Annotated in this window: 18 protein-coding genes and 1 other annotated feature; of the genes, 16 read left to right on the forward strand and 2 right to left on the reverse strand. The window is 32.8% G+C overall.

Features of this window, described 5'->3' with window-relative positions:
• Positions 1-17: 17 nt before the first annotated feature.
• Positions 18-256, reverse strand: a binding site (T-box leader).
• A gap of 588 nt (positions 257-844) precedes the next feature.
• On the reverse strand, positions 845-1,420 hold the full coding sequence (locus tag RR409_RS15320) for a DUF6143 family protein (protein ID WP_332558642.1): 576 nt from the start codon (positions 1,418-1,420) through the stop codon (positions 845-847).
• A 3-nt stretch (positions 1,421-1,423) separates the two neighbouring features.
• Complete coding sequence (locus RR409_RS15325; protein ID WP_332558643.1) at positions 1,424-2,023, reverse strand: DUF6143 family protein; 600 nt, start codon at positions 2,021-2,023, stop codon at positions 1,424-1,426.
• Between the two features lie 322 nt (positions 2,024-2,345).
• On the opposite strand from RR409_RS15325, the gene RR409_RS15330 reads away from it, so the two are divergent.
• The 16 genes from RR409_RS15330 (at position 2,346) to RR409_RS15405 (ending at position 24,518) form a co-directional block, all read left to right on the forward strand.
• Entirely contained in the window at positions 2,346-4,400 is a 2,055-nt protein-coding gene (locus tag RR409_RS15330; protein WP_332558644.1) for a sigma 54-interacting transcriptional regulator, read from the forward strand.
• A gap of 284 nt (positions 4,401-4,684) precedes the next feature.
• Positions 4,685-6,400 carry a putative basic amino acid antiporter YfcC gene (yfcC, locus tag RR409_RS15335; protein WP_332558645.1) on the forward strand — a complete coding sequence of 572 codons (1,716 nt, stop codon included), beginning with the start codon at positions 4,685-4,687 and terminating at the stop codon, positions 6,398-6,400.
• A gap of 277 nt (positions 6,401-6,677) precedes the next feature.
• Positions 6,678-7,856: a beta-aspartyl-peptidase gene (iadA, locus tag RR409_RS15340; protein ID WP_332558646.1), complete on the forward strand. Its 1,179-nt coding sequence runs from the start codon at positions 6,678-6,680 to the stop codon at positions 7,854-7,856.
• Between the two features lie 506 nt (positions 7,857-8,362).
• Positions 8,363-9,406 (forward strand): TRAP transporter substrate-binding protein, encoded by a 1,044-nt coding sequence (locus RR409_RS15345; protein WP_332558647.1) that lies wholly within the window; start codon positions 8,363-8,365, stop codon positions 9,404-9,406.
• Positions 9,407-9,432: 26 nt separating this feature from the next.
• A complete protein-coding gene (locus tag RR409_RS15350; protein WP_332558648.1) occupies positions 9,433-9,981 on the forward strand; it encodes a TRAP transporter small permease in 549 nt (182 codons plus the stop codon).
• Positions 9,981-11,261 carry a TRAP transporter large permease subunit gene (locus RR409_RS15355; protein WP_332558649.1) on the forward strand — a complete coding sequence of 427 codons (1,281 nt, stop codon included), beginning with the start codon at positions 9,981-9,983 and terminating at the stop codon, positions 11,259-11,261. Before RR409_RS15350 ends, RR409_RS15355 begins: the two co-directional genes overlap by 1 nt.
• Positions 11,262-11,724: 463 nt before the next feature.
• Positions 11,725-12,744 carry a zinc-binding alcohol dehydrogenase family protein gene (locus tag RR409_RS15360; protein WP_332558650.1) on the forward strand — a complete coding sequence of 340 codons (1,020 nt, stop codon included), beginning with the start codon at positions 11,725-11,727 and terminating at the stop codon, positions 12,742-12,744.
• Positions 12,745-13,011: 267 nt separating this feature from the next.
• Positions 13,012-13,692, forward strand: coding sequence for a GntR family transcriptional regulator (locus tag RR409_RS15365; protein ID WP_332558664.1), 681 nt, complete (start codon positions 13,012-13,014; stop codon positions 13,690-13,692).
• 78 nt (positions 13,693-13,770) lie between these two features.
• The gene (gene uxuA / locus RR409_RS15370; protein WP_332558651.1) at positions 13,771-14,838 is read left to right on the forward strand and encodes a mannonate dehydratase; all 1,068 of its coding nucleotides are present in this window, start codon (positions 13,771-13,773) and stop codon (positions 14,836-14,838) included.
• A gap of 143 nt (positions 14,839-14,981) precedes the next feature.
• Positions 14,982-16,598: a mannitol dehydrogenase family protein gene (locus RR409_RS15375; RefSeq protein WP_332558652.1), complete on the forward strand. Its 1,617-nt coding sequence runs from the start codon at positions 14,982-14,984 to the stop codon at positions 16,596-16,598.
• Between the two features lie 23 nt (positions 16,599-16,621).
• On the forward strand, positions 16,622-17,272 hold the full coding sequence (locus RR409_RS15380) for a bifunctional 4-hydroxy-2-oxoglutarate aldolase/2-dehydro-3-deoxy-phosphogluconate aldolase (protein WP_332558653.1): 651 nt from the start codon (positions 16,622-16,624) through the stop codon (positions 17,270-17,272).
• Between the two features lie 77 nt (positions 17,273-17,349).
• Positions 17,350-18,372, forward strand: a complete 1,023-nt coding sequence (locus RR409_RS15385; protein ID WP_332558654.1) for a sugar kinase — start codon at positions 17,350-17,352, stop codon at positions 18,370-18,372.
• A 907-nt stretch (positions 18,373-19,279) separates the two neighbouring features.
• Positions 19,280-20,578 (forward strand): 5-bromo-4-chloroindolyl phosphate hydrolysis family protein, encoded by a 1,299-nt coding sequence (locus RR409_RS15390; protein WP_332558655.1) that lies wholly within the window; start codon positions 19,280-19,282, stop codon positions 20,576-20,578.
• Between the two features lie 20 nt (positions 20,579-20,598).
• Complete coding sequence (locus tag RR409_RS15395; RefSeq protein WP_332558656.1) at positions 20,599-21,744, forward strand: toxic anion resistance protein; 1,146 nt, start codon at positions 20,599-20,601, stop codon at positions 21,742-21,744.
• A 331-nt stretch (positions 21,745-22,075) separates the two neighbouring features.
• Positions 22,076-22,711, forward strand: a complete 636-nt coding sequence (locus RR409_RS15400; protein WP_332558657.1) for a hypothetical protein — start codon at positions 22,076-22,078, stop codon at positions 22,709-22,711.
• A gap of 616 nt (positions 22,712-23,327) precedes the next feature.
• Positions 23,328-24,518 carry a crosslink repair DNA glycosylase YcaQ family protein gene (locus RR409_RS15405; protein ID WP_332558658.1) on the forward strand — a complete coding sequence of 397 codons (1,191 nt, stop codon included), beginning with the start codon at positions 23,328-23,330 and terminating at the stop codon, positions 24,516-24,518.
• Positions 24,519-24,918: the final 400 nt, after the last annotated feature.

The raw sequence follows: 24,918 nt of genomic DNA on the forward strand, positions 1-24,918 counted from the left end.
CCACCTCTGAATAAAAATTCAGAGGCAGAAGGTAAAATTCCGCGGTTCCACTCTGGTTAGACATAAAAAATGTCTATCTTTCTCAGGTACTTACATACCCTATCTCTATAACGGGAGAAACCCGGATAAGCCTACTAAATTTCGGTTATCTGCTCACAGGGGCACTTCAACTGCAATCTATCATAAAGCTCTCTCACCCAAGGAGCTCTTCTCTGTCTGTTTCATGCACTTTACTTTTCCTGCTCTAAGCATTTATTAAATCATACTAAAACTATCTGAAATTGATTATAGTGGAGACCTAAACAAAAAGCAAGAGTTTTTCTTAAATAATTTATTATGATAAAGCGCCAAATAAACGGTAGGGATTTATATTGTTAACTTAATCAGTTCAAAATTCCACTCGTTAAAATCTTCATTAATAGCCACTATACAAGCCTTTTCAGAGCATATAACTCCAATAACTCAATCATCTTTTTAACCGTAAAAGTAAAAAAATCTTACCAAGTTAATACCTTAAAACAAGTTTTTATAGCACTTAGAGGGATCATAACTATATTGATATTTTATACTACACCTCTAAAATACAATATTCAGACCTTCACCAAGGAAACCATTTGTTATAATTAATCTAACAAATGTTATTATGATCTTTGGGTTAACACTTGGAGATAAGAAAAATGTAATCTGCGGAAATAACTAGACTGGAGTTTAGTAGTCAAATAAGGATCCAGGGTGTAGTTGTAGTAAAAAACAAAGTATGTAGTAACTCTTACCAAAGAGGGCCTCCAATTACATAAAAAAGGATGTTATTTTATATTACACAGTAAATAAACATCCCCTTAATCTATTGACAGAAATCTATTCTTTCCTCCCACCATGTGAAGACTACCGTTGCACTTGCAGGTAAATCAGGCGTTTCCGGGTTAGATAAGAACATTACAAAGGACCCCCCAGGTGGAAAAATAAACTTTCCAAATTCATCATCACTAATTGTAGTTTCTGAAGGAGCTCTTCTAACAAATGCTTTTACGCCACCTACTGGTTCACTTGTCACATTACTTGCTTGGAACATTAATATTTTGGGTCTTGGTGAAGGGTGAATCGCCGTATTTGATGGTGTTACTATTGGTACCAATATTGGTTGTCCTGGTGGATTACTATTAAACCACACCTGGGCTCTTATTGGTGATGGTCCATTATTTGGAACCAACCAGGAGTAAACGTGCAAGTTAACACCAGAATTCAAGGGATTATATAATCCTGCCCATGCGCTTGTACTATTACTAAATTCTAAAACAGTTGTAGATCCTAAAAAGTATTTCCCTTGTAGGGATAAATATAAAGCGTAGGGCATGCTTGCTACTTGAGTTATTGGATTGGGTAAAAGAATGGTATTCTTGTTATGATTGCAACAGTCCACTATCTAATTACCTCCTAATTTTCTATTATCATTAATGGGTTCTTCCGACCATCCAAAAGCAATTCGCCCTGCTCCAGGTTCATTTGATGGCTCGGCATTTTTAAAAGTAATAATGAAGGATCCTCCAGGAGGAAATATGAATTTACCTTGTTCATCACTGGCAATTGTAACCTCCGAAACCACTCTTCGTTCTAATACCCTATTTCCACTAACTGGTGCTCCAAGAACATTACTTGCTTTAAGCAATTTTACTCTTGGTATCGGCAATGGTCTATAAGCAGTGTTGGCTGGAGTCACTAACTCTGATTCTGTAGGAATACCAGACGGAGCAGTATTAAACCATATTTCAGCTAATAGGGGCTCTTGTCCAATATTAGTAACTGTCCAAACAAAGACAAAAAGATTCACTCCTGAATTAAATGGATTTACTAACCCTGCCCATGCAATATTACCATGTCTAAATTCCAAATCATCTGCATATCCTACAAAGTATTTCCCTTGAAGAGATAAATAAAGAGGATAAGGCATGTCAGCCACTTGAGTTATAGGGTTTGGCAAATAAATTGAATCTCTATAATTATCACAGTTTTTTATTTCAATCACGTCTCCATTTTGAACTTTATTTTGGAAAAACTTCTTCCTAATCATATAATATGTACAAACTATTAGTTTTGTGTGTAAGCATAATTACTAGGGAGGATTCAGAATGGTTACACGGAAACTTGAAAAATATTGAAACTAAAAGCATAAAAGATAAATCAATTCCATACAATGGCTACCTAAGTAACATTGTTAAATAAGTTACCATTTATATGCGTTTATTGATTCTAAAATTGAAGATGTAAAATTTTTCAGAATAAGATATACTTTAATAAAGGTACTAGCACTTAAATTGATATTCATAAATTGTAATTGGGGGATTTACATGTTAAAAAAGAAAATTGCGTTGATTACAGGCACAGTAGGCACGAAAATTACTTTAAAAGAGCAATTAGAGATATACGTTGAGGATTTTGCAAAGGTAGATACCTATGCAATTGATGAAGGAATTACAAAAAAAATAAATGCAGATTTAGTAGTAATTTCAACTGAGCTTATTTACGATGATGCCATAAAATTTATTCAAAATAAATGCCCAATTATTGTTGCTCGAAGGGTAATTAATTATAGTGAAATAGAAAAGTTGTTGTTTATTCCTAGCGGAGAAAATGTACTATTTGTGAATGACTGTGAAGAAACCATAGTAGAATGCATTGAATGGTTAAAAAGGCTGGGCATTAGTAACTATAATTTTATTCCTTATTATCCAGGGTGTAGCTGTAGCGAAAAAATAAAGTATGCAGTGACTCCTGGAGAGGCTTCCCTAGTTCCAAAAATAGTAGAAAAAACAATCGATATAGGACCGAGGCTAATTGATATAACTACTCTTGCTGAAATATTAAAAGCCTTAGATATTTTTGAAGCAAAATGGGATAGCATTTCTAGGATTTATTTAAATAAAATAATTTATATGAGTAAATGCTTAGCAGAAATAACAAGCGAAAAATCTGAGGCATACGATAATACCATGAAAGTAATTGATAGTGTAAATCAAGGCTTACTAGCATTTAACAAGGAAGGAATAATTACAGTTTTTAACGAAAATCTTAAGTTTTTACTTGGGGTAAAAAAAAATAATATCATTGGGAAAAATATAAAGGAAATCATCAGAGACAAAGAAATTCAGGATTTTGTAATGAGTAGCATTGGAAAAGCCTCAAAGGTGCTTGAAATAAGAGGAACAAGAGTTTTAATATCAGCACTTAGTATCATTGAAAATAATATTAAAGTAGTAATTTTCAAGGATTTAAATGAAAATTTGGTTGAAGAAAATCATATTAGAAGGGAAATATTTCAAAAGGGATACTTTGGAAAATATACATTTAAGGACATTATTGGTAACAGTGAAGAACTAGTGAATACAAAAAATATTGCACAAAGGTTGTCAGCTACTGATTTAACTGTGTTAATAGAAGGTGAGAGTGGCACTGGAAAAGAACTTTTTGCATCAGCTATTCACAATGAATCAAAACGAAGAAATAAATCCTTTGTAGCAGTTAACTTCTCTTCTCTCTCTGAAAGCTTAGTTGAAAGTGAACTATTTGGATACGAAGAAGGTGCCTTTACTGGTGCTATAAAAGGTGGTAAACCTGGATTATTTGAACAAGCTGAAGGTGGTACTATATTTCTAGATGAAATAGGAGATATTTCCCCAAGAGTTCAATCTAGGCTTCTTAGAGTGCTGCAAGAAAAGGAGATAATGAGAGTGGGTGGGGATAAAATTATTCCTGTAAATATAAGAATTATTGCTGCCACAAATCAAAATCTTCGAAAGTTAGTGCAGGAGAAAAAATTTAGAGAAGATTTGTATCATAGATTAAAGGTTTTATATTTGAAGCTTCCTTCTCTTAGAAATAGAAAAGAAGACATCTTAACCCTAACAACTCATTTTATCAGAATGGAAGGTAAAGAAAACATAATAATACAGGAAGATGTAAATCAAAAATTATTATCTTATCCTTTCAACGGAAATGTTAGAGAACTTAAAAATACCATAGATTATATGATTGCAGTATGTGATGGCTCTAAAATAACTTTAAAGGATCTCCCAGAGGAGAGCTTCTTTCAAGAACATATTGAGGAAAAAGAAGATAAAAGTTCACTTGAGCCAAGAGAGACAACTTATGAAGAAATTCATGGAAGAGGGGATTTTGTTTTTATTTTAGAATCTTTATATGACTTAAATAAAAGCGGTGAAAAAGGTAGCAGAGCAAAGCTTTTACATAGCCTAAGAGATAAAGGGATTAATTTAAGTGAGCAAATGATTAGAAGCAGACTAAATGAACTTGAAAAGTTAGGTTATATCGAGAAAAAAAGGGGAAGATGGGGAACTACAATTACACCTATAGGAATAACAAAGATAAAAAGTTTGAGGGATTAGAAAACTCTATTGAAAGATTACATTTAAGAAATATTAATGGTTGTTATTGGTTTATATTGGTTGATTATAAATTTATAATCAACCAATTTTACGTCTTACTATAACCAATAAACTATTTCATGTGATAAATTTAAACTTAAAGCTGTAATTTATCTGCGACTTAACTATGTTTCATGTGTTGTAGTTATACTTTCCATAATATTTCTATTGTAATGAACTTTTTAGAGTATTTGGCATGGAACTTGCTACTAATATTTATATAAAAAATAAAAGGGGGGCTATTAATGTCACGAGAAACAAAAAAGAAAAAGGAAATTAGAATGCCACACACCTACGTAATTATTTTTTGTGTAATTTTATTTTGTTGGCTTTTAACATTCCTTGTTCCGGTTGGAAAATATGATACTCATAAGGTTGAATGGCAAACAGAAGAAGGAAAAACAAAATCAAAAACTGTTTTGAAAACGGAAACCTTTAGATATCAATATGACCTTGATGAAAGTAAGTTAAAGACTAATCTAGAGGTTCTAATTAAAGATGATGCAAAATTAAAGGATGCAGGGCTAGAAAAGGGTACAGTACAGGAACTTTTAAAAACTGATGTAACACAATGGGATGAGAATAAGTTAGATGAGGCTGGTCTTACAGAGCCAGTAATTTATGCCTTATATAATGATTCTGTTTATGATACAAGTAGTAAAGCTACAAAACACGCTAATATTTGGGGAACAGAAGATTTTTATGGCTTTGGAGTTTTAAATTATGTGTTTGAAGGATTAGTTACAGGTGATAAATGGGGTTCTGCTGTTGGTATAGTAGCATTTATTCTTGTAATAGGTGGAGCCTTTGGAATAGTAATGAGAACTGGTGCTGTAGATGCAGGTATCCATTCCTTTATTAATGTAACAAAAGGAAAGGAATCATTAGCATTACCACTATTATTCATACTTTTCTCTCTAGGTGGGGCAGTGTTTGGAATGTCTGAAGAGACCATTCCTTTTGCAATGATAGTTATACCTTTCGTAGTAGCCATGGGATATGACTCCCTAGTTGGGGTTAGTATAACCTTCGTAGCAAGTCAAGTTGGTAACGCAACTTCTTGGATGAATCCTTTTGGAATTGCAATTGCACAAGGGATAGCAGGAGTTCCTGTACTTTCGGGTGCTGGCTTTAGAATAGGTCTTTGGATAATTGGAACAGCAGCAGGGGTAGCTTATTTAATGGCTTATGCAAATAAAATCAAAAAGAACCCACAATGTTCTATGGTTTATGAAACAGATAATTACTTTAGAAAAAATGTAGGAGAGCAAAGTAAAAAAGTAGAGTTTAATCTTGGACATAAGCTTGTATTACTTACTATTCTTGGGGTTATTATTTGGATAGTTTGGGGTGTAACTCAAAAAGAATTCTATATTCCAGAAATAGCATCTCAATTCTTTGTTATGGGTCTTGTATCTGGAATAATTGGAGTTATCTTTAACTTAAATGACATGAGGATAAATGATATTGGTTCATCTTTCCAAAGTGGAGCAGCAGACCTTGTAGGTGCAGCCATTGTTGTTGGTATGGCTAAAGGTATTCTATTAGTTCTTGGAGGATCTACTGCTACAGAATTTAACACACTAAATACTATTTTACATGGTGCAGGGAATGCTCTAAGTCAGCTGCCATCAGCAGTGTCTGCAGTATTTATGTATGTATTCCAAACAGTATTTAACTTTTTTGTTCCATCAGGCTCAGGTCAAGCTGCACTAACAATGCCAATTCTTGCTCCATTATCTGATTTAGTTGGTGTATCAAGGCAAGTTTCTTGTTTAGCATATCAACTAGGAGCAGGTTTTGCTGATGCAATCATTCCTACTTCTGCAAGCTTAATGGGAGTGCTTGGTGTGGCTAGAATTGAGTGGACTAAATGGGCTAAATGGCAAATAAAGATGCAGGGTTTCTTCTTTGTTTTTGGAACTATTTCAATTATCGTGGCAGTTCTAATTAATTTTTAAAAAGTACAGATATAAAAGCTAACTGACAGTTTGTAAGCTTTACAAATTTTTGGAGGGAACCAAACAAGGATAAATTTATATAAGAACCAACATTGGTTCCCTTAAGTTTTTAGCGATGCATAAACTAAGCCTTTAATCTTAAGGCTTATAAATGAAGGAAGTTCTTATATTGTATAAATCAATTTTGAACTTGCTTCACAATGTTTTAGATAGGAATAACCTGTCCATTAAATTAATTTCATTAGCAACAAGAGTTGAACAGTATGGGGTGATAATTATGATTAAATTAATTAAAGGTGCTAAAGTTTATAGCCCTGAATTTTTAGGAGTAAAAGACGTTTTAGTGGTTGGAGATAAAATCGGAAAAATAGATGACAACATAAATTTAGGCATAAATAACTATTTAGATATTAAAATAATTGATGGTGAGAATAAAATTTTAGCACCAGGATTTATTGATAGCCATGTTCATATATTAGGTGGTGGTGGAGAAGGGGGTTTTAGCACAAGAACTCCTGAAATAACTTTAACCCACATTACTTCTGGTGGTGTCACAACTGTAGTTGGGTGTTTGGGTACAGATGGCCTAAGCAGAAATATGATTTCACTTGTAGCAAAAGCTAGGGGCTTAGAAGAAGAAGGCATAAGCACCTTTATTTATTCTGGGTCATATAGAATACCTGTAACAACTATTACAGGTGATGTAATGAAGGATATTTTGGTCATTGATAAAGTCATTGGAGTAGGCGAAATTGCTTTGTCGGACCATAGATCTTCCCATGCTTCTATTGATGAAATTAAAAAACTCGTGTCCGATGTAAGAGTTGGGGGAATTTTATCAGGAAAAGCAGGTATAGTAAATGTTCATTTAGGTGATGGAAAAAATATGCTTAATTCCTTATATGAAATAATTCATACCACTGAAATTCCATTCTCACAATTTGTTCCTACCCATATGAATAGGAATCCTTATTTGTTTGAAGAAGGAATAAACTACGCAAAGGAGGGTGGATTCATAGATTTTACTACTAGCTCTGACCCTGTTTTCTGGGAAGAAGGAGAAGTTAAGGCAAGTAGAGGATTAAAAAGATATTTAGATGAAGGTGTATCCATAGAAAAAATTACTTTTTCATCAGATGGACAAGGAAGTCTACCAATGTTTAATGAAAATAAAGAATTTATTGGATTAAGAGTAGGTGAGGTAACATCCTTATTTCGTGAGGTTAGGGATGCCATTCTTGTAGATAAGGTCCCTTTTGAACAAGCTATTAAAGTAATAACCTCAAATCCAGCTACAATCTTAAAGTTAAAGGGTAAGGGTAAAATTGAAGTTAATTATGATGCTGACTTAGTACTTCTTGAGGAAGATACTTTAAATATCCATTCAGTAATGGCAAAAGGACAAATGATGATAGAAAATGGTGAAATAGAAAAATACGGTACCTTTGAGGGGTAGAATCATCTGTACTTTTCAATTAGGCGCCATAAGTAGAGAACTATATTCTTAACTATCCTCAAGGATGCTTATGTAAATAAACAATAGATTTTACTATGAAATAGAAAATTTGAAAGAATAATTAAATATCATTGATTATAAAATCAAGAAGGCTATGCAAATTTTGCATAGCCTTTTTAAAGTTCAATAATTATGATGTGGAGGAAGATAAGGGAATGACATTTTTATTTTTCAAATGAGAAATGATGAAAAAGGCCAATTATTAGTGTTATTTCAATTAATACTACCATTATAAAATTCATGAATTTTATTGGAAAAGCCTACCTAAAATTAATTTTATTAGAATGAAATTTGTAATCGTTGACACTTGTATACAAGTATGGTAGTATATCTGTGAAGGGTTGTATAAGGAATATTCTAAATATACAACCTAATAAAAAAACTATTAATAAAGGTATATTTTCATCAAAGATTCTTAAAAAATATTAACTTAGGGGGATTTATCAATGAAAATTAGTTTAAAGTCATTATCTAAAAGAACTCTAGCAGCTGTTCTAGGTGCGGCAATGCTTACTGGATGCAGTGCAGCAGGTAGCACTAACAGTGGAGAAGTTGCTAAAACAGATGGAAAAGCTATAACAATTAAAGTTGGTACAGTTGTAGCAGCAACTCATCCTATGAACGTTGCATTAAAAGAAACATTTAAGCCTATGGTTGAAGAAAAATCTGGTGGCAAAATTAAAGTTGAAATCTATGAAGGCGGCGTCCTTGGTGGAGAAAAAGAACTTTGGGACAGTGTTAGAAATGGTAACGTTGAAATGACAGCTATAGGTACAGTAATGTGGAATGAAGTTGATAAAATGTCTATTCCGGATTGGCCATTCCTATTTAGAGATTTAGAACATGCAAAAAAAGTTTATACAGGTGAAATCGGAGAAGAAATGGCTAAAGCTGTAGAAGAAAAGGCTGGTGTACATTTCATGTCATGGCATCCAAACGGAGTAAGAGTATTTAGTAGTAATAAAACAATTAGCTCATTAGATACTTTTAAAGGTATGAGATTAAGAATGCCAAATAACCCTATACACATTCAAGTTGGTAAACTTTTAGGTGCAAACGTAACTCCATTACCATTAGGAGAAGTATTTACAGCTTTAGAACAAAAGGTTGTTGATGGACAAGATAATCCGCTTTCAACATTCAGAAATGAAGGATGGTTTGAAGTTCAAACTGACATATTTGAATCTAATCACATGGTAGCTTCTTTAGAGTTAATTGCTAGTGATAAGTTAATGAAGAGCCTAAGTGAAGATCAACAGAAAATAATTGAAGAAGCTTCACTAAAAACTTCTGAAGAATCATGGAAATTATATGCAAATAGCCTTGAAGCAGACAAAAAATTCCTTCAAGAGAACGGCATTAAATTTACTACTCCAAGTGATGCTGATAGAGCAAAATTAATTGAGATAGTGCAACCTGTATACGACGAACTATACACAAAATACCCATGGGCTAAAGAAATGGTTGAGAAAATTAGAAACGTAAAATAGCCTAAGGTAATTAAGGAGGAAAAGGCATGAATAATGCTTTGAATAAATTATTTAAATCCATTGAAGTACTAATGGCCATCATGTTGGGCGGTATGATAGTACTTGTATTTATGAACGTAATTCTTAGATATTTCTTTAATTCTGGAATTACATGGTCTGAAGAAATGGCTAGATATTTGTTCTTATGGTTGACTTTCATAGGTGCCATCGGAGCAATGAGAGATAATGCTCACTTAGGTGTAGATACAATAATTAAAAGACTTAAACCTAAAACACAAAAGGTAGTATATATATTTGGTCAACTTATTACCCTAGCGATTATGATAATGCTAGCACAAGGTAGTTTTAATTTGACATTGATCAATTTAGACAGTAAGGCTTCTGCCACTAATCTTCCGATGTATTTAGTGTATGGTATCGGAATTGTTGCCAGTGTATGTATATCCCTTAATATCCTTTCTAATATATACAAGGCAATATTTGTAGAGGGTGCTATGGAGACTCTAATACAATTACAAGAATCTGAAGAAGAAGCATTAGTAGAAAATGAAGATGTAAAAGGAGGTAAGAAATAATGGCAATGGTAGTATTCATAGTATCCTTGTGTTTTGCTATGGCCATAGGGATTCCAATTGCATTTTCACTTTTATTCAGTGGTGTAGCTATGATGGTTCACCTAGATGTATTTAACACACAGATACTTGCTCAAAACTTAATTAGTGGTGCAGATAGCTTTGCCATGATGGCGGTTCCTTTCTTCATGTTAGCAGGAGACCTGATGAATTCAGGAGGACTAACAAAACGTATCGTTAAGTTTGCGCTAGTTGCTGTTGGACATATTAGAGGTGGACTTGGTTATGTTGCTATTCTTGCAATTATAATGTTTGCTAGTCTTGTTGGTTCTGCTGTTGCAAGTACAGCAGCGCTGGGAGCTATATTAATTCCTATGATGGTGAAGGCTGGTTATGATAGAGACAGATCAACAGCACTTATTGCCTCTGGAAACCTATTAGCCCCTATAATTCCACCAAGTGTTCCAATGATATTCTTTGGAGTAACAGCAGGAGTATCTATTAGTAAACTGTTTATGTCAGGAATTGTGCCAGGAATAATTATTGCTATTGCATTAGCTATTACTTGGGGCATTGTTTCTCGCAAGGATAAAGCACAGGTTTTACCAAAAAGCAGCTTAAAAGAATTATTTAAGGCAGCCATAGATGCAATATGGGCGCTTATGATGCCTCTTATAATCATTATCGGTATGAGGGGGGGGATTTTTACCCCAACTGAAGCCGGCGTAGTTGCTGTAGTTTATTCCTTATTCGTAGGATTCTTCGTTTATCGTGAGCTGACTTTAGAAGCGCTTTATAAATCTTTGGTTTCCTCTGCAAAAACTACCAGTGTAGTAATGTTCCTTGCAGCTGCAGCCATGGTATCAGCATGGTTAATGGCTATTGGAAATATTCCAGGATTGGTATCAGATATTCTTCAACCATTTATAGGAAATAAGATTCTTCTAATGCTGGTTATCAATCTTATAGTTGTATTAGTAGGTACTGCAATGGACGTAAACCCTACAATATTAATACTTACACCAGTATTAATGCCAATTGTTAAACAAGCAGGTATAGATCCAGTTTACTTCGGACTTGTGTTCGTTATAAACAACGTTATAGGCTTGTTAACACCTCCAGTAGGAACAGTTCTCAACGTTGCCTGCGGAGCAGGAAAAATCAGTATGGAACGGCTTATTAAAGCAATCATGCCTTTCTTTATTGTAGAGTGTGCAATTTTATTATTGTTCATTCTATTCCCACAAATTGTAACAATACCTTTAAAATTTTTAACTCAATAATATAAGATTTAAAGTCAAACTGGTGTCTTCTTTTGTAGCTTGCATAATTCAGGTTACAAAAGAAGGAACAGCTTATGAAGTATTAATGCATAAAATTATAACAGTTAAGCCTTAACATAATATCTTGTATAAGATAGTGCTTCTGTATATGTTGATTGCAAAAGTGGTATAAATGTTTTTATAACTTTTGTAACAATAAATAAATTCGGTCATTACGGAAAAGTTTTATAAATCTGTGCCATTGGATGTTAATACATTGAAGACATAAGATTGGTGATAAGCTTTCCTTGTATATATTAACGATAGGAATAAAAGGATTGCAAAGTTTAGGATAATGTTACAACGAAAAGGAACTTAGAATTTGTAACTTTATGGGATTAAAAGCATTTGCCACTAAGTAAGCCTTAAGAAACATATTGTAAAAATCGTTAAAATAACAACACAATTAAAAAGGAGTATAATTATGAAAGCTATAAAAGTAATAAAACCTGGTGATATACAAATAGTAGAAGAGGAAATGCCTAAGATTACAAATCCTCACCATGTACTTGTAAAAGTAAAGGCCGCAGGGATTTGCGGATCAGATATTAGTATCTACAAAGGAACTTCTCCAGTGGCAACTTACCCAAGAGTAATTGGTCATGAGTTTGCTGGTGAAGTTGTAGAAATTGGTTCGGAAGTAAATAACGTACAGATAGGAGACCATGTGTCAATTAACCCTGTTACTAGCTGCGGAACATGCCCTGCGTGTAGAAAAGGAAGAAGTAACGTATGTGCTAGTCTAGCAGTTATAGGTGTGCATAGAGATGGTGGATTTAGAGAATATGCTGTAGTACCAGAAAACAATGCAATTAAGATTTCTAAGGATATTCCATGGAATCAAGCAGGAATTGTTGAACCATATACTATTGCTGCACAAGTTGTTACTAGAGGAAATATACAATCTGGGGATAATGTATTAATCCTTGGCTGTGGCCCAATTGCTTTAACAATCCTTCAAGTTTCTAAGATGTTAGGTGCAAAATGTATTATGAGTGATATTGTAGATGGAAGGCTTGAAAGAGCAAAAGAATTTGGAGCTGATTTGGTAATTAACTCTGTCACTGAAGATATAAAAGAGAAAGTTATGGAAGCTACTAATGGCTTTGGGGTGGACGTAGCTATTGATGCAGCTTGCGTAGGAATTACCTTACAACAAGCTGTAGCCTGCACTGGAGCCGCTGGAACTGTTGTGACTATGGGCTTCTCTGATAAACCATCAAACATTCCAGAGCTAGCTATCACAGCAAAAGAGTTAGATATTAAAGGTTCAAGATTAAACAATAATATGTTCCCAAAAGTAGTTGAATGGATTGAATCAGGAAAGATTGATAATAGCAAAATCATTACAGACAGCGTTAATTTCAATGATGTGCTAGCAGGTTTTGATAAGATTAAAAATGACCCAGAGAACACCTTAAAGGTTATTTTAAACTTCGATTAATCAATATCTAATGAGAATAAAAGCATACTAAAGAAAAAGTTTAGAGCACTGGTCTTAATTGACAATATAAGGATATTTTGATATGTTTGAAACTGTGATGGTATACTAGCATGGCGGATTTAGAGTATGGCTTATTTTTATCTATCCTTAGTGTAGTTGCCAATACAACGTGAATTTAGAAATATTATTAAAATATATATGTAGATAAAACAAACATATGGTATGACAGTCTGCATTAGACAAGTGAAGGGGAGAATTTAATTGAATATGGAAGTATTAGATAAAATAAAAGGTGAGTCGGCTAGAGATTATGTTTTGAGGGTTTTAAAGTACAATATCCTTCACATAAATCTTAAGCCAGGTCAAAATATTAGCGAAAATGAGATTGCTGAAGAACTTAGTGTAAGTAGAACTCCAGTTAGGGAAGCTTTTATAAGATTATCACAAGAAGAACTACTTGAAATTTACCCACAAAAGGGTACCAGTGTTTCTTTAATTAACATGGAACTAGTTAGTGAAGGTAGATTCGTAAGAAAGACTCTGGAGAAGTCTATTGTAAGAATGGCATGTATTGATTTTTGGAGTGAAGAGCTTGTAATGGAATTAGAAGAAAACATGAACATGCAAGAATTTGTTGTAAGTAGAAATAATCTATTAAAACTTATGGATTTAGATGAAATTTTTCATAGAATCATCTTCAAATATTGTAAAAAAGAACGTACTTGTTCCTTGGTTGAGGGACTCAGCAGTGATTTTTATCGTATAAGAATGCTAAGAGTAAAGTCTAATTCAGATTTAGATGAGATTCTTGCTCAGCACAAGGAAATAATGAATTCTATAAAAGAAAGAGATGCTGAAAGAGCTGAAAAAGCAATGGATATGCACTTAAGTAGCGTTAAGTCCGATCAAGAAGTAGTAAAAAGAGATTTTCCTCATTTTGTTAAATAGAACAATACTCATATATCTATTATTTTGAACAGTATGATAGTGAAAAATATATTAATATAAAAAGGCAGGGATAGAGACATGAAAATGACCTTAAGATGGTTTGGAAGTAAACACGACAGCGTAACTTTAAAACAAATCAGACAAATTCCTGGTTGCGTAGGAGTTATTACAACACTTTATGATACAAAACCTGGTGAAGTTTGGAGCAAAGAAGCCATCAGAGCCATGAAAGAAGAAGTGGAAGCAGCAGGGTTAGAAATTAGCGGTATTGAAAGTGTAAATATACATGATGATATTAAAATTGGTATTCCTTCAAGAGATGAATATATTGCTAACTATATAGAAACTCTTACAAACTTAGGTGAAGAAGGCATTAACTTAGTATGCTACAACTTCATGCCTGTGTTTGATTGGACAAGATCTAACTTGGCTAAGGAGAGACCTGACGGAGCTACAGTTTTATCTTATGATCAAGAGCTTATCGACGAAATAGATCCAACTAAGATGTTTGAACAATTAGATGCTAATTCTAATGGATTTACAATGCCTGGTTGGGAACCTGAAAGACTTGCAAGAGTTAAAGAATTATTTGAAATGTACAAGGAGATAGATGAAGAAAAGTTATTTGAAAATCTTGTGTACTTTTTAAAAGCTATTATGCCAACTTGTGAAAAATACGGGATTAAAATGGCGATTCATCAAGACGACCCAGCCTGGTCTGTGTATGGTCTGCCAAGAATTATAAATAATAAGAAAAACATTCAAAGAATGTTAGATGCAGTTCCAGTGGTGAACAACGGCTTAACATTATGTACAGGGTCATTAGGTTCTAATCCTAATAATGACATTCCAGATATGATTAGAAGCTTTAAAGGTAGAATTCATTTTGGACATGTTAGAAACGTTATTCATTTAGCACCAGGTAAATTTGATGAGGCAGCTCACCTTTCTTCGGACGGATCCTTAGATATGTATGAAATCATGAAAGCTTTCCATGAAATTGGTTTAGAAGGTCCAATTAGACCTGACCATGGCAGAATGATTTGGGACGAAGTTGCAATGCCTGGATATGGATTATATGACAGAGCATTAGGAGCAACATACTTAAATGGTCTATGGGAAGCAATAGATAAAGCATCAAAGTAAAGTAACTAAGAAAATTATAGAATATTGCCTATCTCTAAAGTGTCGCATAGTGTAAGTAGACTAAAGTTTTCTTGCAAAAGCTTCAATAGAGATAGGCATTTAATAAATATAGGTAAGCATAATGGAAGAAAGAGGGGGACGAAATGAAATTAAATGCTAAGGAATTAAATAATGTCTCTACATGGGAAAAAGCAGGATTTAAACTTCCTAAATTTAACCTTGAAACAGTAAAAGCAAATACTATGTCAAATCCTAACTGGATACACTTTGGTGCTGGTAATATCTTCAGAGCCTTTACAGCAAATGTGCAACAAAACATTTTGAATGAAGGTAAAAGTGATAAAGGAATCATTGTAGCTGAAGGATTTGATTATGAAATTATAGAGAAAATGAACAAGCCTCATGATGAATTAAGTCTTCTTGTTACTTTGAAAGCTAATGGAACCATTGAAAAAACAGTGGTAGCAAGTATTGTGGAATCTTTAATGGTGGACTCACATAGCGAACCAAACTGGAATAGATTAAAAGAAATTTTCGTAAATCCTAGCCTTCAAATGGTGAGTTTTACAATCACTGAAAAAGGATATAGCTTAGTTAATGCTAAAGGTGAGTATTTTCAAGCAGTGGAAGAGGACTTCAAAAATGGTCCAAAGTCTCCAGTAAGCTATATTGGCAAGTTAGCTTCCCTTGTTTATGAAAGATATATAAATGGAAAAACACCATTGGCACTAGTAAGCATGGACAACTGCTCGCACAATGGGACCAAGCTTTATAATGCAGTTAATACCTTCGCTAAAAAATGGATAGAAAATGGTGTGGGAGAACAAGGCTTTGAGACATATATCAATGATCCAAAATCAGTTTCTTTTCCTTGGAGCATGATTGATAAAATTACTCCTAGACCTGATGGCAGCGTTAGAGAAATGCTTTTGAAAGATGGTTTTGAAGACGTTGATGATATTATAACATCAAAAAATACTTATGTTGCTCCTTTTGTAAATGCTGAAGAGCCCCAATATTTAATAATAGAAGATTTATTTCCAAATGGAAGACCTAACCTAGAAGAGGGTGGGGTAATATTTACTGACAGAGAAACTGTTGACAAAGTTGAGAAGATGAAGGTTTGTACTTGTCTTAATCCCATACACACAGCTCTTGCAATATATGGTTGCCTATTAGGTTACAACTTAATTTCTAAAGAAATGCAAGATTCAGAACTAAAAGCTCTTGTAGAAAAAGTTGGTTATGTTGAAGGGCTACCTGTAGTTGTAAATCCAGGCATAATTGATCCTAAAGCCTTTATCGATGAAGTGCTTCAAGTAAGAATCCCAAATCCATTTATGCCTGATACGCCACAAAGAATTGCAACTGATACTTCTCAAAAATTGGGTATTCGTTTTGGTGAAACTATAAAAGCTTATATAGGAAGAGAAGATCTAAATGTTACTAGCTTAAAGTTAATTCCACTCGTTTTAGCTGGATGGTGCAGATATTTAATGGGTATCGATGACAACGGAAATAAAATGGAGTTAAGTCCTGATCCACTACTAGAAGAAGTAGCACCAAAGGTTGCAAATATTGCACTTGGTGATATTGGACCTTTCACCACTCAACTTAAACCTATTTTATCAAACGCTGCAATTTTTGGAATTGATTTATATGAAGCGGGATTAGGCGAAGTTGTGGAATATTACTTTGCCGAGTTAGTAACAGGTAAGGGTGCAGTAAGAGAAACTTTAAAGAAATACTGTAATGCTTAAATCTAAAGTATGAGGTGTAAATTATGAAAAGATTACAAGTGATTCAAAAGATATGTGAATATGGAATAGTTGCTGTTATTAGAGCAACATCTAAAGAAGAAGGAATAAAAATTGCAGATGCAGTTAAAAAAGGTGGAGTTAAAGCACTTGAAGTCACAATGACTGTGCCTGGAGCTATAGATATAATTAAAGAATTATCTGAAGTATATAAGGATGATGAGGAAGTACTTATTGGTGCAGGAACTGTTCTTGATCCAGAAACTGCAAGAGCTTGCATATTAGCAGGGGCGAAGTATATTGTAAGTCCAAGTTTAAATGCAGAAACTGTAAAGCTATGTAACAGATATAGAGTAGCAATTATGCCAGGAATTATGACAGTAAAGGAATCCATTGAAGCACTAGAGTTAGGTGTAGAGGTGTTAAAGGTATTTCCAGGAAACGCTTTTGGTCCCTCAATCATAAGCTCTTTAAAAGGACCTCTACCACAAGGTAATTTTATGCCAACTGGGGGAGTATCTCTTGATAATGCGAAAGACTGGATTAAAGCTGGTGCCGTAGCAGTAGGGACTGGCGGAGAACTCACTAGAGGAGCAAAAGATGGAAACTATGAACTAGTAACTGAAACTGCTGCTAAATTTGTTGAAGCGGTAAGAAAAGCGAGAGAACAAAAATGATTAGATGCAACATCAAATAAAGGTAAGAAAGTTTGTACTACGAAGGAAAATGCTCTAAAATTTTAGGAGGTAATAACATGGGAAAATTTATAACATTTGGCGAAATTATGCTTAGACTTGCACCAGTTGGTTTTGAAAGATTTTTACAATCAAAAGAATTTGGTGTTGTTTACGGCGGAGGAGAAGCAAATGTAGCAGTGTCCCTTTCTAATTATGGAAAAGATGCATATTTTGTAACAAAATTACCAAAACATGAAATTGGTCAATGTGCAGTAAATGAGCTAAGACGATATGGTGTAGATACTAGCATGATTGTAAGAGATGGGGAAAGAGTAGGAATTTACTACTGTGAAAAAGGAGCATCTCAAAGACCATCTAAGGTAATTTACGATAGAGCACACTCAGCTATAGCAGAAGCTAATAGGGATGATTTTAATTGGAAAGAAATATTTATGGATGCACATTGGTTCCATTTCACAGGAATAACTCCTGCACTTTCAGAGGAATGTGCAGCAATAACTTTAGATGCAGTTAAAGCAGCAAAAAAAGCTGGTGTTACAGTAAGCGTAGATTTAAATTTCAGAAAAAAACTTTGGAGTAGTGAAAAAGCTGGCCAAGTTATGGGTGAGATTGTTAAATACTGTGATGTAGTAATAGCAAATGAAGAGGATGCAGAAAAAGTATTTGGAATTAAAGCAGAGGGAACTGACATTACTGGGGGAACTTTAAGTGATGAAGGTTACAAGAATGTTGCAAAGCAGCTTACAGAAAGATTTGGGTTAAAGTACGTTGCAATTACCCTTAGAGAAAGTTTCTCTGCCTCTGATAATGGCTGGTCTGCTATGCTTTATGATGGAGAAAACTTCTACAACTCAAAAAAATATAAAATGCATATAGTAGATAGAGTTGGTGGTGGAGATTCCTTTGGCGCAGGACTTATATACGGTTTAACTTCAGGATATTCCAATCAAGAAGCTCTTGAATTTGCTGTAGCTGCTTCTTGTTTAAAGCATACTATAGAAGGAGATTTTAACCTTGCTTCTGTAGATGAAGTTGAAACTCTTATGAATGGTGATTCATCAGGTAGGGTTCAAAGATAAATAGGAATATGTAACCTTTGGGGAAAGGGTGTTTTTTAGCTTGTTTCTTCGAGAGTCCATAGTACTCATTACCATCCCAATGAGTTAAAGATTTTAGCAGCAATTAAGAACTTCTTATAATACTTAACTAGTGAAAATTCAACCCCTTAGAAATTTTCATTTAAAGTACTTATAAAAATATATAAAAAACAACAGGAGCTATTTATGTAAGATATTACTTAGATAGCTCTTTTTAGTTTTTAAAATATCACTTGATGCCATTAAATAAATGAAGCATCAAAGAAATTTTCTTTGTCAATAGATTTATACAGAATCAATCAAAGATAATCACCCTTTTATAGAGCTTTCTCCATAAGACTTAATATTTATTACCAAAAGACTTAGAGAACCAAGATGATTTCATTGATAATTTAACTGTTAACTTCAATTCCTAAGTATAAGTAGTAAAGAGTCTTTTCATAAAAATTTAAATGAAAAGATAAATTTTAAATAACAGAGGGACTTTTGGTAAAAGTCTTCGTATTATCACAGGATTATGAATCTAAAAGAGTAATAAATTATCGATAAACTGGCTAACATTATTAAATGAGTAGCATATTATAAACTATGTACGAAAAGATATCCATTATAGTTATACTTTAAATTACTGAGACTTATTTTTCTAATTAGGTTACTATTGATTAAAGATTAAACGCCAACTTAATTATTAGGAAGTTAAAGGCAGTAATAATCGTAAGCCGAAAGTATTTAAATGAATATTAAAAGGTAAGTTAATAAATTGTTATTTTACAAATTTTATTATATAATTAAAACAGTAAATTATTATAGAAGATAAAAATAGTCTTGTACTTAATAGTGCAGAGATTATTTTTTTAATAGCTCTTGGAGTTAATTTGGAGGAGTTAATATGGACAAGAAGGATTTTTCGAATTGGGGAGATGAAATTTGGTCAACGGTTCAGGATGCCTTAAATTCTAGGGATTTTACTAGGCTTAAGGAAGAAATTAAGTATACTGCAGAAAACACTTTAAATGAAGTAAGAAGAAATTTTAAGGTAGATTATAATGAACCAAAGGATAAATTTGATTACACAAAACAAGGGCCAAGTACAAATCAAGGTACTGGCAATTATCAAAATACAGGTGCTCATCAGGGCACTGGAACTTATCAAAATGGTTATAAAAACACTTATCAAGGTACAGGTACTTACAAAAATCCGCATGCCATGTCCAACATTTACAATAAGTCTGTGATACAAATTTCTAAGAAACCAGCTGGAAGTGTTTCAAGCATATTATATATGGTATTTGGTTTTCTAGGAACTGGACTCTTTGGTGGTGGGCTGATAGCTTATGGTGTTGTTAATACTTTCCTAAGTACTTCTTCAGCAATTTCTGGTGTTGTTCTTGGGAGTTTGTCTGTGCTTTTTGGTTCTAGCACCCTAGTGGGTTTAAAAGGCATTAAACTTAGAAAAAGAGTAAACCGCTTTAACAAATATGTAAGACTACTTGGAAGTCGTAGCTTCTGCACAATTAAGGAACTGGCTTCTCATATTGGAGAATCAGATAAGTTTGTGGCGAAAGACTTAAGAAAAATGATTGACTTAGGAATGTTTCCTCAAGGGCACATCGATGAGGCGAAAACCAGTCTCTTGTTAAGTCATGAAGTGTATGATCAGTATTTAAAGGCACAAGAGTCCTTGAAACAGCGTGAGCAAGAAGAAATGAAAAAGAAAAGAGAAGAAGAAGAAAGGGCAAAAGACCCTTCTCAAAAAGAAATGAGAGAAACAATTGAAAGTGGCAAAAATTATATTATGCAGATTAGAGAAGCTAATGATGCCATACCAGGAGAAGAAATTTCAAGGAAGTTAGACAGATTAGAGATGATTACAGAAAAAATATTTAACTATGTAGAAAAGCATCCTGAACAACTTCCAGAACTTCACAAGCTAATGAATTATTATCTTCCTATTACATTAAAGTTGGTAAATGGCTATAAAGACCTCGATGCCCAACCAGTTCAGGGAGAAAATATAATGAATGCTAAAAATGAAATAGAAGATACCTTAGACACCATAAGTGGTGCCTATGAAAAATTATTAGATGATTTGTTTCAGGATATAGCATTTGATATTTCTTCTGATATTTCAGTATTAGAGACAATGCTTTCTAAAGAAGGCTTAAGAAAAAGCGATTTTAAAAAGTAAGATAAAAGGAGGACTACATAGTGAGCAATGAAATGAAAGATGGAATAAATGAGATGCCAACCTTAACTTTTGAACCTTTTGAAGAAGAGACCACTGTAATTAAAGTAAAAGAAGAAAAAAAGCAGGCTCCAGCATTAGATGATAGCTTTTTAACCGATGAAGAAAAGAAGATGGTGGAGGAATTTGCATCAAAAATTGATATAACAAATTCCAATATGATTCTCCAATATGGAGTAGGATCTCAGAAGAAAATAGCTGATTTCTCTGAGTCAGCATTAAATAATGTAAAAACAAAAGATTTGGGAGAAATAGGTGGCATGCTTTCTAATGTAGTATTAGAGCTAAAGAACTTTGATACTACAGAAGAGAAAAATGGCTTCTTAGGATTTTTCAAGAAAAGTGCAAATAAGTTAACTGCCATGAAAGAAAAATATACCAAGGTAGAATCAAATATCAATAAGATTTGCAATGTGTTAGAAAGTCATCAAATGCAGCTTTTTAAGGATATTGCCATCCTTGATAAGATGTATGAACTTAATAAGGTTTATTTTAAAGAACTTTCAATGTACATTTTGGCAGGAAAAAAGAAACTTGAAAAATTACAGGCAGAGGAACTACCTGCATTGGCACAAAAGGCCAGTTTAAGTGGACTTCCAGAAGATGCACAGGCAGTTAATGATTTTTCAGCTTTGTGTAATAGATTTGAGAAGAAAATTCATGATTTGGAGTTAACAAGAATGATTTCTATTCAAATGGCTCCACAAATTCGCCTTGTGCAAAATAATGATACATTGATGTCTGAAAAAATTCAGTCTACAATTGTTAACACTATTCCACTTTGGAAAAGTCAAATGGTATTGGCACTCGGAGTGGCTCATTCTACTGATGCAGCTAGAGCACAACGTGAAGTTACAGATATGACCAATGAGCTTCTACGTAAGAATGCAGAAACTCTTAAAATGTCAACCATAGAAACTGCAAAAGAATCCGAGAGAGGAGTTGTGGATATTGAGACATTACGTATAACTAATGAATCTTTAATCTCAACCCTTGACGAGGTAATGCGTATTCAAATTGAAGGAAGAGAACAACGAAAAGCGGCTGAGATGGAACTTAACCATATTGAAGAAGAGTTAAAGAAGAAGCTTCTTAGTTTAAGAGGATAGATGATAGATTAAATAATAAAGGTGCGAGAGATTGGCTCTTCGCACTTTTTTCATTGTGGTGAAATTTAAGGGGTTAACAAAGTTTATACTATTGTATTTGTAAGGTTCTTAAACTTTTTATAAATATTAATGTGCTATTGCAATTACAGTTATATAATTATAAAAAAAATCCACTGGATGATGTAAAAAAATTTATTAAGTAATGGCGTCTACACACGATAATCATAAAGCGTAGATTTCTAAACAACTTTAACGTTTTAAAATTTAGGAAACTCACAAAGAATACCTTATTTAAGAGTGCTTTAAAGATTACTAAAGGGGGATGAGGCATATGAGTATAAATTTAATAGCATATTGGAGAAATTGGGTGAAAAATAATGAAGATATTTCTATTACAATAGATGGCTATATATTAAAATATTCAATGGTTAATCAATTTAGTAATGTAGGTGTACGAAACTGGGTATGTTGCATTTCTAAAAAGAAACTCTATTCCTTTATTAAGTATTTACTATTACCCTCTGTTATTATAACTAAGTACATTGGAATAGAAGAGCAAGAGGTATATTTTGATGTATGCGATTATGATGAAGCTATACAAATATTAGAGTTTTCTGAAGTTAAAGGATATGAAAAAGCTATAGAAACTTTTAGTATTTGGTTTGAAGAGATAGAAGAATTAGAGGAAAAAGATTTAGATTTTGAAAACTTAAGAAGTTTCATCAATAAAGTTTCTTTGGAAGTAGAATATAGTCATGGGCTATATCTTGAGTTAGAGCTATTTGAGAATATAAGGTCTGTGGGTAAAACTTTAATAAAGGAATATGAAGCCGAAGGTACGTTAGCTATATTAGAAAATATAATGGAATTAAGTAAGGAAAAAACAGCGAATTTATTTGAAAACTTTGATGAAAATGAATTTATGCTAAAAAAAATAACTACCTTACTCAATGAAAGATTTAAATAAAAAAGAGATTGATATTCATAATTCCCGATGTTTTAAAAAGAGCAAAGTAGGAATTAAAATGAAAAAGTGTTGATATCTCAAAATAAGATAAACCTATATTATAGAGCTAAAAAGGATGCCCAAATATGGGTGTCTTTTTTTATCCAATAAATCTATAAGAGGATTCAAAAAGGATTAATGAAAATATTAATATTGAGTTATATAAATCAAAGCTTGATAAAAACTTTTATATCATGTCTTTAAATTATAATAACAAGAAATAAAAATATATTGATATAATAAGTATATGGTAAAATTGAATAAATACGTTAGTCAACTAAGGATTTAAGAAGTAAAGAGTTAGATGTTTTATTATGAGTTTCATCTATTCATCAGAAATTCAAGATTTAGATAGGAGAATTCATATATAATTATAGAAAAGAAGTAAGAGTAGTTGTGTTAAAAGGTGATGACATTCTTATGGTGAGTATCAATAAATATAGTTATAAATTTTTAGACAGTGAAGCAAATAAAAAATAAAGTCTTAAGGATATTTTGAACGAGAAGTTAAAGAAGAATCAGAATATAATACAATATGTTAATGATAAGATAATGGTTTTAATTAATAGAAAACTAAATGAACGGAGTGATTAATATTTCATCAACATTTTATACAAAACAAGAAATTTGTAATTATCTAGTTGCTTATCAACATTTAAGTGATGATTCAATACTTCAAACTAATGATAGTATTATAGAATTTATTCGTAACGCTGGGTGTATTCAGTATGACCCTCTAAATGTTGTAGGTCGAAATACTGATTTGGTATTGCAATCTAGATGTAGAAGTTATATAAAAGGGGATATTGAAAAATATCTTTATTCAGATAGGGCACTTTTTGATGTTTGGGATAAAAATATGTCTATATGCTACGTAAGTGATTGGCCATACTTTGAAAGATTTAGAAAAAGATATTTGAAGTGGTGTGACGAACATAAAGATACCATTGATATGATAACTCACTATTTGCAAATTAATGATTTTGCATGTTCTTCAGATTTTCCCTTTGAAGAAAAAGTAGATTGGCATTATGGACCGCAAAGACTTGCAAAAGCTGCCTTAGAGTGTATGTGTTACGCTGGCCTTGCTGTGGTTCATCATAAAAAGGGAACACGAAGATATTATGGTCTAGCCGAAAAGTACATATCACAAAATTTTTATAATATGCCTGATCCAAACAATATAGATGAAGAATACTATAAATGGGGTATCCTTCGTAGAATTAATAGTATAGGTGTATTATGGAATAAACCCAGCGATGCTTGGCTTGGCATTGTTGGACTAAAAAGTGAGCAGCGTAATAGGGCCTTTACTGCATTACTCAGTGATAGGAAAATTTCCGAAATTATAGTTGAAGGTGTGAAACATCCTTTATATATAGCAAATAAAAATCTTGAATTACTGAAAACATCATTAAAGAACCCTATTAAAAGTAGTTATGCTAGAATCCTTGCACCACTAGATAACTTACTTTGGGATAGGAAATTAATCAGTGAATTGTTTGACTTTGACTACAAATGGGAAGTATACACTCCTGTTGCAAAGCGAAAGTATGGCTATTATGTTTTACCCATTCTATGTGATAACAAATTAATTGCAAGAATTGAGATGGAAACAGATAAAAATAGTAATACACTGATTGTTAAAAACTTCTGGCCTCAAGATGAAATGGATACTTCAAAATATAGAGAAGCTCTAATTGTTGGTATAAATAACTTTAAAGAATATAATCTTTGTTCAGAAGTAGTAATTTGTTGCGGTATATAGGTACAAAAAGCATCGGATGTGACTTTGTTTTTAATGGTATGTGTAAATCTTAAATAATGCAGTGACTAAAACTTATAAAACACTTTATCATAAATAGTCTTCACTCATAGGAAAATGGGTAAAAAATTCGATTTTTAAAGAAACCTAGTAATGTTAATCATTACTAGGTTTTGTTTTAATAAAAAAGTTGTCTAAACGTCAAATTACTAAAAAGGGAACAAATATGAAAAAATTTATACTTTCCCTGAGATTCATAACATAAGAGGTTCAATATTAAACATAGGTAAGAAGTGACTAAGATACATTTTTGAAAATCACCAAATATAAAAATATTTATAAAAAAATTCACACTGTATGCAAATAAAATCTATATATGGAAATACTTAATGTGATAAGTCTA

The organism is Clostridium sp. (genome assembly GCF_036642255.1).
Taxonomy (GTDB): Bacteria; Bacillota; Clostridia; order Clostridiales; family Clostridiaceae; genus Clostridium_J.